The organism is Ruegeria sp. YTSA064, assembly GCF_059610325.1.
Genome location: NZ_JBXWNK010000002.1, coordinates 375,239 through 386,962, shown reverse-complemented (window position 1 = coordinate 386,962; position 11,724 = coordinate 375,239). Strand labels below are relative to the sequence as shown.

Below are 11,724 nucleotides of genomic sequence, written 5' to 3'. Positions count from 1 at the left end.
TTTATTTGTCTGACATTTAAAAGTCTGACATTTGAAAAGCAAGAGAGTTGAGTCGGGAGAGGCAAGTGAGTCGCTCAGTTTTCCGCAGCGCGCTTTGGTTGGGCTTCTACATCGCGATCCTTTGGGCGTGGTGGATGATGGTCTCGATGAGCCGCGATATGGATTTGGACTGGATCGGGCGGCCCGGCCCGATGGGACAGGCCATGGCGGCGATGGACCCGCGCATGGATATGTATATGCCCATGGCCGAGTTTCGCCCGCTGTTCTCGATGTGGGCAATCATGATGGCGGCAATGATGCTGCCAACACTAGTCCCCACATTGCGCAGTTACGATGATCTGATCCGCAGCGCGAACGGCACGCGGGCAGGGTGGCTGGGCGTTCTATCCGGATACTTCATAGTTTGGGTGGGTTTTGCGGCGCTGATCGCTTGCCTGCAGTTGGCACTGCTATTCGGGGGTGCGGTTGATATGTTGGGCATCGCCAAATCGCCCTACTTGGCTGCAGGCCTGCTTGTCGCGGTGGGCGCTTTCCAATTCACCCGTGCAAAAGAGGTCTGCCATGGCGTTTGTCATGCGCCCATGACGTACTTTCTGGGACATTGGAAAACGGGTTTCTCAGGCGGCCTGCGCATGGGCTTAGGGTTGGGTGCATTTTGCGTTGGCTGTTGCTGGGGCTTCATGGCTCTGGGCTTTGTGGGCGGCGTCATGAGCCTGCTGTGGATGGGGCTGGCGACGCTGTTCATGGTTTTGGAAAAACTACCCCAAATCGGACACGCAATAACCCGGCCTATGGGGTTCATCTTAATAGCAGGCGGTCTGGCACTGCTCGTACATCACATTACTTACGGAGGATAGGTCTATGGCTAAAAACAGAAAACCGGATGCGGATAAGCTGCCGGTCAGTCAGAGAATTGACAGCCGGATGCCCAATCCCAAACGCCGCGAGATGAGCCCGACCGACTGGGCAGTCAAGGGTGAACTGATCCTGAACTGCTCCTGCGATGTGTTTTGTCCTTGCGTCGTTTCGCTAGGCGCACACCCTCCGACCGAAGGACATTGCCATGCGTGGATGGGTATCGTGATCGACGAAGGCCATTACGAAGGCGAAGACCTGTCCGGGCTGAATGTTGGGCTGCTGGTCGACATTCCGGGCCGCATGGGTGAAGGCCAATGGAAGGTCGCGGCCTATGTCGACGAACGCGCCAGTGGGAAGGCCTATAACGGGTTGCTGCAAATCTTCAGCGGGCAGGCAGGCGGCACTACCGGTCTATTCACCATGTTGGTTAGTGAAATCATCGGGGCAGAGCGTGCACCGGTTCAAATCGAGCGAGATGGGACAAAACGCCGGATTATGATCGGGCGCAAAATTCAGGGCGAGATCGAGATGCTGGCTGGTAAAGATCCTGAACATCCGGTGATGGTTTCAAACTCGAAATATTGGATGGGCCCGGACATCATCGTGGCCAGAGGAACGAAATCCAAGGTACGTGATTACGGTCGCGTCTGGGACTTTGGCGGGAAATCAGCCGAGATTTGCCCCATCGACTGGCACGGGCCAAAGTAATGATCACCGGTGCCTATGCCCGTGAGATGGCGCGTTATAGTCGATGGGAGAACAGTCAGTTAAAGGGTTTTCTTAAGGCTCTTCCCGACGAAGAACTGACGCGGAATCAGGGTGCCTTTTTTGGTTCAATCATGGGAACAGCCAATCATCTGCTTTGGGGGGACTGGATCTGGATCTCACGGTTCGACAAAGGCCCTGGACCAGGCGGTGGCATCCCAGAGAGCGTGTCAATCTGCGCTGGTTTGTCCGACTGGTTGTCGCTGCGGGATACCATTGACGATCGGATTACTAGGTGGAGCGAAACTCTGGGAGACGACGAACTTACGGGCCCGTTCTCATGGTATTCCGCTGCAAAAGAAGAAGAAGTAACAAAGCCTTATGCGCAATGCATCATTCACATGTTCAATCACCAGACGCATCATCGCGGACAATTGCACCAAATGCTGACCGAGGCAGGCTCTGATGCGCCCGTCAGCGATCTTGTCTTTCTGCCAGAGGATTTCTGACATGGCAGTCATTACACCGAACCGACGCGTGCGCAAAACCCCGTTTACTCCGGGTGTCGAAGCCGAAGGGGTAAAGGGATATACTGTCTATAATCACATGCTTCTGCCTACAGTCTTCGAAAGTGTCGAGGCTGATGCTGCGCATCTGAAAAAGCATGTGCAGGTATGGGATGTCTCGTGTGAGAGACAAGTTCTGATCAAAGGCCCGGATGCGCTGCGACTGATGAAAATGCTCAGCCCGCGCGATATGGACAAGATGCAGGCGGATCAGTGTTATTATGTGCCGATCGTTGACCAAAATGGCGGTATGCTGAATGACCCGGTGGCGATCAAACTGGCAGATGACCATTACTGGCTTTCCGTCGCTGATGGAGATCTTTGGCAATTTGCCCTAGGCATCGTGCTTGCCCTGGGGCTGGATGTCGAAGTTTCCGAACCAGACGTGTCTCCGCTAGCCGTTCAAGGCCCCAGGGCAGATGATTTGATGGCACGGGTATTTGGAGATGATGTCAGGGACATAAAATTCTTCCGATACAAGAGGTTGCCCTTCGAAGATACATCGTTTGTCATCGCCCGATCCGGCTGGTCGAAACAAGGTGGGTTCGAGATCTATGTCGAAGGAGCGGATTACGGAATGCCGCTTTGGGATGCGTTGTTCGCAAATGGGCGCGACCTAAATGTACGTGCGGGTTGCCCCAATGGAATTGAACGGATCGAGAGTGGCCTATTGAGTTTTGGGTCGGATATGCGACGCGAGAACACTCCTTATGAATGCGGTCTTGAGCGCTTTTGCAATTCTCCGCTGGATTACATCGGTAAGGCCGCTTTGGCGGATCAGGCAGAAAACGGGCCGCCCAGACAAATCCGTCCGCTGACTATCGAGGGCGAGATCGGCCCGTGCACCGAATCTTGGCCTTTGATGGCTGAGGGTCGTCAGGTGGGGCAAGTGGCCTCTGCTGCATATTCGCCCGAGTTTGAGGTGAACGTCGCCATAGGGATGGTGGACCGGTCGCATTGGGCACCCGACACGCGGATCGAGTTGATGACTGAACACGGTATGCGATGGGCCGTCGTACAAGAGAAATTCTGGCGCTGAGCCCTGTATCTGAGGACATGCCCATACGGGCTACTAAAGGAGTAAGGTTATGTTTAATTCACTCGTCGTTGAAAAAGATGAAGAAAGTGGCCTCGCAAGCGCCTCGGTAAAACAGATATCTCTGGATGATTTGCCGGATGGAGAAGTGACTGTTGCTGTCGAATATTCAACGGTTAACTACAAAGACGGGTTGTGTATGTCGCCAAAGGGTGGCGGCTTAGTGCGGAGTTATCCGCATATCCCGGGTATCGATTATGCGGGCACCGTCGAGCAATCCTCTGATGATCGCTATAAACCCGGTGACAAAGTCGTTTTGACGGGCTGGCGCGTGGGTGAGGCGCATTGGGGCGGGTATTCTCAGAAGGCCAATGCCCGTGCAGATTGGCTGGTTCCATTGCCGCAGGGTTTGGATACGCGACAGGCGATGGCAGTTGGCACCGCAGGATTTACGGCCATGTTAGCCGTCATGGCGTTGGAAGATCATGGAATGCAGCCGGGCCATGGCCCGGTGCTAGTCACGGGTGCCGCGGGCGGTGTTGGATCGGTCGCGACTGCCATTCTGGCTCATCTGGGATATGAAGTCGCAGCAGTAACCGGTCGCCCGGATACCGCTGACTACCTAAAGTCTTTGGGTGCAACCACAATTGTTCCGCGCGACGATTTGAACGAAACCACCAGGCGCCCGTTGGAAAGTGAAACCTGGTCGGGGTGTGTTGACGCAGTGGGTGGCGCCATGCTCGCCCGCGTATTGGGTCAGATGAAATATGGGGCATCAGTTGCTGCCGTTGGACTTGCCGGAGGTGCAGGTTTGCCTGCGACTGTGATCCCATTCCTACTGCGTGGCGTGAATCTGTTGGGTATCGACAGCGTCATGCAGCCCTATGACAACCGCGTTCGCGCTTGGCAGCGTATCGCTACCGATCTGCCCATGGATAAGCTTGAGGCCATGATTCACCCAGCAACACTGTCTGATCTGCCGCAATTGGGCGCGGATATTCTGCAGGGACAAGTCAAAGGTCGCGTCGTTGTCGATGTGAACACCTGATATTGATTGTACCAAGAAAAATCCGACCGAGTTCAGTGTTCGGTCGGTCCCTTGGTCGCGATTGGGGCCGGAATGCTGGAAACAGTTCTGGTCATTGCCACAATTCATCCGCATGATTGCTATACATCCCAATTGTGATGGCTTAAGACCCATCCAAACATCACCTGAAGACGGGGAGTGAGCAGCATGTCTGATGATTTCGTACTCGACACCGATGATCTGAAACGCCGTATGGACGGCGCAATGGCCAACCTCAGAACCGAATTCGCATCATTGCGGACCGGGCGCGCGTCGGCCTCGATGCTTGAGCCCGTGATGGTTGACGCGTATGGCTCGATGACTCCGATCAATCAGGTCGGCACCGTAAACGTCCCCGAACCACGCATGGTTACCGTAAATGTCTGGGACAAAGGTCTTGTGGGCAAAGTTGAAAAAGCAATTCGTGAAAGCGGGCTTGGCATCAATCCACAGTTGAATGGCACGATCATCATGCTGCCGATTCCCGAGTTGAACGAGGAACGCCGACGTGAATTGGGCAAGGTTGCAGGCCAATACGCCGAAAGCGCGCGTGTTTCGATCCGGAACGTGCGCCGCGACGGTATGGACCAGATCAAGAAAGCCAAAGCCGATGGCATGTCCGAGGATGATCAGAAATTCTGGGAGGTAGAAGTGCAGGAGCTGACCGACACGATGATCAAATCCGTCGATGAGGCACTTGAGACCAAGCAAGCCGAGATTATGCAGGTCTGAGACTCGGTCATGCCAAAGGATCCCGATAACGCTTTGCAAGCCGGTCCGCGCCATGTGGCCATTATCATGGACGGCAATGGTCGATGGGCTCAGGCACGGGGACGGCCTCGGTTGTTTGGCCATCACGCAGGCGCGCGGCGTGTTCGTGAGGTAGTCGAGGCCTGCCCAAGGCTCGGGATCAAATATCTGACGATCTTTGCGTTTTCGACAGAAAACTGGAAGCGTACGCAGGTGGAGGTTGCAGGCCTCATGAGCCTGTTCCGACGCTATATTGTCAAAGAAACCAATACGCTAAAGAACAATGGTATCCGGGTGCGATTTATCGGTGACCGCGTACGTTTGGATGCCAAACTTACCGAGCTGATGGATACGCTTGAACGTGAAACGCAGGATAATGATCTGGTCCATCTGACAGTCGCCTTGAACTATGGCGGTCGAGATGAGGTTGCTCGCGCAACCAAACGTTTGGCGCGTGACGTGGCCGAAGGTGTTTTGCGTCCCGAAGATGTGGACGAGGAAACTCTGCCCAAATATCTGGACACGCGGGTTCTGCCGGACCCTGATCTGGTAATCCGCACCAGTGGTGAAGCCCGAATTTCGAATTTCTTGCTCTGGCAATCTGCCTACTCAGAGTATGAATTCATAGATACATTGTGGCCCGACTTTACTGCTGCCGAGTTGGAACGTTTATGCCTGAACTATGGATCGCGTGAACGGCGATTTGGGGCGGTTCCGGCATGAGTGATGGCCGATGGTCTGATCTGACCGCTCGGGTTTTGTCAGCGTCAGTGTTGGTCGTCATAGCGGCCATCATGGTGTGGCTAGGCGGACTTTGGTTCGAGGCATTTATTGCCATTTCGTGCGGACTCATGACGTGGGAGCTGGTGCGGATTGTCGACCCTCAGCAACAAGGCGTCGCGATTCAGCTTGCGATATTGACCGGTGTCGCCGTTGTTCTGAGTTACCATTTGCCGCCGCTGTATAAAATTCCATTTTTGTTGGCACCTGCTTTGGTTGGCGCGGGTCAAATCAAGTGCGCGCGTGGTACCTATGCGCTTTTTGCGATCTGGATAGCAACTTCGGGGTTGGGCTTTATCTCGATACGCGAAAGCTTGGGGTTTGGATGGATGGTGTGGCTGATCCTTGTTGTCATAGCGACGGATGTTGCCGGGTATTTTGTGGGCAAAACGCTTGGTGGACCTAAGTTTTGGCCAAAGGTCAGCCCCAAGAAAACATGGTCTGGAACGATAGGGGGATGGGTCGCCGCAGGAATAGTTGGTACATTATTTGCGTTCTACGCGGGTTTTGGTTTGGCTTTCGTAGTTGTATCGGTTCTCGCCTCTATGGCGAGCCAGATCGGCGATATCGTCGAAAGCTCAACGAAACGCAGGTTTGGAGTTAAGGACAGTTCGAACTTGTTACCTGGTCATGGTGGCTTTCTGGACCGGTTCGACGGGATGATGGGGGCCTCGGTCTTTGTCCTGTTGGCAGGGTTGCTTTATGCACCCGGAGGCATGTAATGCGAAAGGTATCGATATTCGGCGCGACCGGATCGATCGGGCAGAACACGCTTGATCTGATTTCGAGGAATCCGAATGCCTATGATGTCGTCGCGCTGACCGGTGGCGGCAATATTTCGAAATTGGCGCAAGATGCGGTCCGTCTGGGCGCAGATGTTGCTGTCACCGCGTTTGATGACAGGTTGGATGACCTGCGTTCAGCCTTAGCCGGTAGCGGTATCAAAGCGGCTGCGGGGCAGGCGGCTTTGATCGAGGCAGGTGCGCGACCCGCGGATTGGGTCATGTCAGCGATTGTCGGCGCCGCGGGGCTTGCTCCGGGGATCGAAGCCCTTAGGCAAGGCGCGACGCTTGCGCTGGCGAACAAGGAAACGCTGGTATGTGCAGGACCTTTGGTGCTGGAGACTGCTCGGAACTACGGCGCAAGGCTACTTCCTGTCGATAGTGAACATTCGGCAGTCTTTCAGGCCCTTGTCGGCGAAGATATGACAAGCGTCGAGCGGATTATTATCACGGCAAGCGGTGGCGCATTTCGGGATTGGCCGCTGCGTGATCTGGCGAACGCAACTGTCGAACAAGCGTCAAGCCATCCGAATTGGAACATGGGGCAGCGAATTACAATCGACAGTGCTTCTATGTTCAATAAAGCATTGGAAGTCATAGAAACAAAAGAATACTTCGGCATTCAGCCCTCTGAAATCGAAGTTCTGGTGCACCCCGAATCTATTGTTCACGCGATGGTTGGGTATCGGGATGGTGCCTTGATGGCACACATGGGTGCACCCGATATGCGCCATGCCATCGGATACGCATTGCACTGGCCCGAGCGGCTCGATCTACCTGTCGCAAGGCTTGATCTGGCTCAACTGGGGCAATTGAGCTTTAGCGCTCCGGATGAGGCCCGGTATCCTGCGTTGCGTCTTGCACGCGAAGTGATGCAACGCGGCGGATTGACGGGTGCGATCTTCAATGCTGCTAAAGAGCGCGCGCTGGACCACTTTATCGCCCGTAGAATTCGGTTTCTGGATATGGCTGACGCAGTTTCGTCGGTTTTGGAGCGTTTTGAGGCGACAGATGGCCTTATTGATGCTCCGTTGACTCTTGATAATGTACAGCAAACGGACCATCTCGCACGTCAGTGGGTCGATGAAACCGTATTGGAACGAGCAGGATAATACCTTTGGACATACTCTCTTTGATCCCGCAATTCGGCAATCTTCTCTATACCATAGTAGCCTTTGTTATTGCGCTTTCAGTGATTGTCGCTGTGCATGAATACGGTCATTATATTGTCGGGCGCTGGTCGGGCATTCATGCAGAAGTGTTTTCGATCGGCTTCGGTCCGGTTCTGTGGAGCCGGTTAGATAAGCGTGGCACACGGTGGCAGGTCGCGTTGCTTCCATTTGGCGGATACGTCAAGTTTTTGGGGGATGCCAACGCTGCGTCTGGCAAAGACACGGATGCGATAAACGAGATCGCCGAACAGAGCCCGGAAGAATTGCGTCGAACGATGCATGGGGCTCCGCTGTGGGCGCGTACCGCTACTGTGGCGGCAGGGCCTATATTCAACTTCGCGATGTCGATCCTGGTTTTTGGATTTGTGTACTGGTCGCAAGGCGTATCACGAGAACCTTTGACAGTCGGTTCCTTGCAGCCGCTCCCCGGAGTCGAGCAGGGGTTGCTTGAAGGGGACGAAATTGTTGCGATTGCAGGCGTGCCGACACCGGATTTTGACAATGCAGGCAGTTGGTCGGATTTCGTTGATGCTCTGCCCGTACAGCCTGAACTGGACTATACTGTAATCCGGGACGGTGAGACCATCGATGTTTCTGCCCCGTGGCTGTTTCCAGCGTTGATCCAGCAGGTTACGCCACGCAGCGCTGCAATGGACATACAATTGCAGCAGGGCGATGTAATTACAGCGGTCGATGGCGACCCGATTTTCAATTTCGAACAATTGAAAGAACGTGTCGAAAGCTCGGACGGGCGCGTGTTGCTTCTGGACGTTTGGCGTAATGGAACCGAGCTTGAATTTGCGCTGGCCCCCAGACGTACTGACGAGCCGAAAGCAGATGGTGGTTTTGTGACCCATTGGCGGATCGGGATCGTTCGGGGGATGATGTTCGAACCTCAGACTGTTCCCGCCGGCATCTGGGATTCCGTAAAAACCGGTTTTGCCCAGACCGGACGCATTATCGAAGGGTCATTGTCCGGTATGTGGCACATGATCACGGGGGCAATCAGCACGTGCAATATATCCGGCCCGATCGGGATTGCGGAAACCTCTGGCGCGATGGCCAGTCAAGGTGCACAGAATTTCATCTTCTTTATCGCGGTACTTTCTACGGCGGTTGGGCTGCTGAATCTGTTCCCGATCCCAGCGCTTGATGGCGGACACTTGTTGTTTTACGCCTACGAAGCCGTCTCGGGCAAACCACCCAGTGACAATGCCCTGCGGATTTTGATGGGAATTGGAATAACGCTGATCCTTTCGTTGATGATTTTCTCTGTCAGCAATGACCTGTTCTGCTGAATAAGGCGTGACAGGCGTCATTTGGACGCAATATTGCCGCAATTGAAGCGTATCTTCATTGGTGTAATTCAATGAGCGGGCTTGAGAGCGATGACCGAAGCGTTGCAGAGATCTTACAAAAGCGTCAGCGTCCTTTTTCAGTTGAACTGGGATGTATTACTTAGCTTTGGCGTAACCGCCTTGGCATTGGCTGTAGGTGGATATCTCGTCGGTTTGTGATTCTTCAGACCAAGACTATGAAAATGCAACGGCCCACCGGGCCGTTTTTTTGTATTTGCTCTTTTGACATGGCTTCTCAATCCGGCTACTCAGCAACTACAGGCTGAGATTTCTGGGTAGTGATAAAAATGACTGATTGCAGGGGCACGAGCACATTCTGCGGCGCTCGAGGGCAGAAGACCAATATTTTGTGGCAGGCACTAACGCTCTTTTTTCTATTTGCTACACCGGGTTTGCTGGTATTACCGGATCCTGCTCAGGCGCAATCTTACACGATTAACCGCTTCGAGGTTGAAGGCAATCGACGGATCGAAACCTCGACAATCATCGCACGAACGGGAATCGAGCCGGGGCAAACTGTCAGTGCCGGACAGATAAATGATGCTTTTCAGCGTTTGCTTGACAGTGGTGTTTTTGAAACAGTCGAACTGACTCCTCGCGGAAACACACTGATTATTGCGGTTGAAGAGTACCCGACGATTAATCAGATCAGCATTGAGGGGAACCGTCGCGTCAAGGATGACGTACTGCTCGAGGCGATCTCATCCCAGACCCGCCGTGTCTTTACCCCGCAATTGGCAGAAGCCGACGCAGATTTGATCGCCGAGATCTATTCTGCGCAGGGCCGGGTGTCAGCAACGGTGATCCCACGCATCATCCGCCGAAATGACAATCGTGTGGATTTGGTTTTTGAGGTGGCCGAAGGCACCACCATCGAAGTTGAGCGCGTCAGCTTTGTTGGCAACCGTGCTTACTCGGACCGCCGCCTGCGTCGTGTGCTCGAGACCAAACAAGCAAATATTCTGCGGACTTTCCTACGGGGCGACACATTTATTGCTGATCGTATCGAATTCGATAAGCAGGTCATCCGCGATTTCTACCTTTCGCGCGGTTATATCGATTTCCGAGTAAACAGTGCCAATGTGGAATTCACGCGTGAACGGGATGCGTTTTTCCTGGTCATGAATATCACCGAAGGTCAGAGATTCGCCTTTGGTCAGATTTCAACTGTAAGCGAAATTCCTGGGGTCGATCCGGCACCCTATCAGGCAGCACTAAAGGTCAAGCCTGGTGTTATCTACTCGCCGACTTTGATTGAAAACTCGATTGCTCGACTTGAGCGTCTGGGTCTGAAACAGGGCGTCGATTTCTTGAGGGTTGAACCTCGGGTGACGCGCAACCCGCGTGATCTGACGCTGGATGTTCAGTTTGTCCTAACGCGCGGCCCGCGTATTTTTGTCGAACGCATCGACATCGAAGGCAATACCACAACACTTGACCGGGTGATCCGGCGGCAATTCGATACCGTGGAAGGTGACCCCTTCAATCCGCGAGAAATCCGTCAGAGCGCCGAACGTATTCGTGCGTTAGGCTTCTTCTCGACCGCTGATGTTGAAACCCGCGAGGGTACATCTCCAAGTCAGGTCATCGTTGATGTCGATGTTGAAGAACAACCGACCGGATCGCTTAGCCTGGGTGGTAGCTACTCGGTTTCGGACGGTTTCGGGATCGCCATTGGCCTGAACGAATCCAATTTCCTTGGCCGTGGCCAGAATCTTGGGATCACGCTATCGACGGCTCAAGATTCTGAGCAGTATACAATTAACTTTACCGAACCTTATCTGTTGGGGCGGAAATTACGCTTTGATCTTGGGGTAGGTCTCGCAAGCACCAACTCAAGCTTTGCGAGTTACGACACCAAAACCGTCTTTTTTAATCCTCAGGTCAGCTATGCCATCGGCGAACTTTCAGCGCTGCGTTTGCGTTACGGCTGGAACCAAAGCGAAATGACCCAGCAGAGCAACGAGACCAATGGAGCGGTCATCGCTTCTGAAATTGCTCAGGGCAAAAGAACCAGCAGTTCGATTGGTGTTTCTTATGTGTACGACAGTCGATTGGGTGGCTTGAATCCTAATGCAGGCGTCTTGTTTGAGCTTGGCGTAGATGCAGCTGGATTGGGCGGCGACAACGAGTATATCAAAACCACAGCCCGCGCGATCGCTCAGAAGCGCGTGCTCAACGAGGAGGTCGTGCTTCGGGCATCTCTGGAACTTGGCGCGCTCAACTGGACCGGGGATGATTTTAGCCGGACGATTGATCGATTTGTGCTTGGCCCGAACACGTTCCGTGGTTTCGAACCTGCCGGTCTTGGGCCGCGCGACCTTTCCAACGGTCAGGACGATGCCATCGGTGGTAACTATTATTGGGTTGCCCGGTTCGAGTCTGATTTCCCCTTGGGCTTGCCTGAAGAGCTCGGATTGCGGGGTGGTTTATTCTACGACGTAGGTAACCTTTACAACATCAACAACGTGGATACGTCGGGTGCCGATATCGTCGGAGCCAGCGGATCCATCCGCCATGTGGTAGGTGTCTCGGTTCTGTGGACAACGCCATTTGGTCCTCTGCGCTTCAACTTTTCACAAGCGCTGAAGAAAGAAGAGTTCGACAAGGAACAGAGCTTTGACCTGACCATTCAGGCACAGTTCTGAACT

At 53.9% G+C, this 11,724-nt stretch carries 11 protein-coding genes; all 11 read left to right on the top strand.

The genetic code is table 11. From position 1 onward, the window contains the following. The first annotated feature begins 65 nt into the window (after positions 1-65). The 11 genes from AC2FI7_RS04445 to bamA all read left to right on the top strand — a co-directional run bounded on the left by AC2FI7_RS04445 (position 66) and on the right by bamA (position 11,721). Complete coding sequence (locus AC2FI7_RS04445) at positions 66-857, top strand: DUF2182 domain-containing protein (RefSeq protein ID WP_496815362.1); 792 nt, start codon at positions 66-68, stop codon at positions 855-857. A 4-nt stretch (positions 858-861) separates the two neighbouring features. Further along, complete coding sequence (locus tag AC2FI7_RS04440) at positions 862-1,566, top strand: DUF1326 domain-containing protein (protein ID WP_010439955.1); 705 nt, start codon at positions 862-864, stop codon at positions 1,564-1,566. Beyond that, entirely contained in the window at positions 1,566-2,072 is a 507-nt protein-coding gene (locus tag AC2FI7_RS04435) for a DinB family protein (protein ID WP_010439957.1), read from the top strand. Before AC2FI7_RS04440 ends, AC2FI7_RS04435 begins: the two co-directional genes overlap by 1 nt. Before the next feature lies 1 nt (position 2,073). Then, on the top strand, positions 2,074-3,168 hold the full coding sequence (locus AC2FI7_RS04430) for a dimethylsulfoniopropionate demethylase (protein ID WP_010439960.1): 1,095 nt from the start codon (positions 2,074-2,076) through the stop codon (positions 3,166-3,168). 49 nt (positions 3,169-3,217) lie between these two features. Beyond that, entirely contained in the window at positions 3,218-4,213 is a 996-nt protein-coding gene (acuI, locus tag AC2FI7_RS04425) for an acryloyl-CoA reductase (protein WP_010439961.1), read from the top strand. 186 nt (positions 4,214-4,399) lie between these two features. Beyond that, complete coding sequence (gene frr / locus AC2FI7_RS04420; RefSeq protein WP_170470041.1) at positions 4,400-4,963, top strand: ribosome recycling factor; 564 nt, start codon at positions 4,400-4,402, stop codon at positions 4,961-4,963. A gap of 9 nt (positions 4,964-4,972) precedes the next feature. Next, positions 4,973-5,704 (top strand): undecaprenyl pyrophosphate synthase, encoded by a 732-nt coding sequence (uppS, locus tag AC2FI7_RS04415; RefSeq protein WP_010439966.1) that lies wholly within the window; start codon positions 4,973-4,975, stop codon positions 5,702-5,704. Next, on the top strand, positions 5,701-6,483 hold the full coding sequence (locus AC2FI7_RS04410; protein ID WP_010439968.1) for a phosphatidate cytidylyltransferase: 783 nt from the start codon (positions 5,701-5,703) through the stop codon (positions 6,481-6,483). The genes uppS and AC2FI7_RS04410 overlap by 4 nt, the downstream gene beginning before the upstream one ends. Then, a complete protein-coding gene (gene dxr / locus AC2FI7_RS04405; protein ID WP_010439971.1) occupies positions 6,483-7,655 on the top strand; it encodes a 1-deoxy-D-xylulose-5-phosphate reductoisomerase in 1,173 nt (390 codons plus the stop codon). Before AC2FI7_RS04410 ends, dxr begins: the two co-directional genes overlap by 1 nt. A gap of 5 nt (positions 7,656-7,660) precedes the next feature. Next, positions 7,661-9,013: an RIP metalloprotease RseP gene (gene rseP / locus AC2FI7_RS04400; protein ID WP_010439973.1), complete on the top strand. Its 1,353-nt coding sequence runs from the start codon at positions 7,661-7,663 to the stop codon at positions 9,011-9,013. 347 nt (positions 9,014-9,360) lie between these two features. Further along, positions 9,361-11,721, top strand: coding sequence for an outer membrane protein assembly factor BamA (bamA, locus tag AC2FI7_RS04395; protein WP_029621794.1), 2,361 nt, complete (start codon positions 9,361-9,363; stop codon positions 11,719-11,721). The last annotated feature ends 3 nt before the right edge of the window (positions 11,722-11,724 follow it).